Below are 306 nucleotides of genomic sequence, written 5' to 3'. Positions count from 1 at the left end.
TGGTGCACCCTGAGAGATTCGAACTCCCGGCCTTTAGATTCGTAGTCTAACGCTCTATCCAGCTGAGCTAAGGGTGCGAGACGAATGAACTTTCATGGGATATTAAAATGGTACCGAGGGCCGGACTTGAACCGGCACGAGGAAACCCTCGCAGGATTTTAAGTCCTGTGCGTCTACCAATTCCGCCACCCCGGCAAAGGTATAATTAATGCGGTAGACTATTTTAAAGAAATGGTGCCGGCGAAAGGATTCGAACCCTCGACCCTCTGATTACAAGTCAGATGCTCTACCAACTGAGCTACACCG

General features: G+C 50.0%; 2 tRNA genes. Both read right to left on the bottom strand.

Going from position 1 to position 306, the window contains the following annotated elements:
- A tRNA-Arg gene (locus KNO58_RS15305) sits at window positions 1-77 on the bottom strand.
- Window positions 78-108: 31 nt separating this feature from the next.
- Window positions 109-195, bottom strand: a tRNA-Leu gene (locus tag KNO58_RS15300).
- Between the last annotated feature and the right edge of the window lie 111 nt (window positions 196-306).

Source organism: Exiguobacterium sp. J17977, from assembly GCF_018616375.1.
Taxonomy (GTDB): domain Bacteria; phylum Bacillota; class Bacilli; order Exiguobacteriales; family Exiguobacteriaceae; genus Exiguobacterium; species Exiguobacterium mexicanum.
Note: the sequence above shows the minus strand (reverse complement) of the source record. Positions and strands in the feature narration are given on the sequence as shown.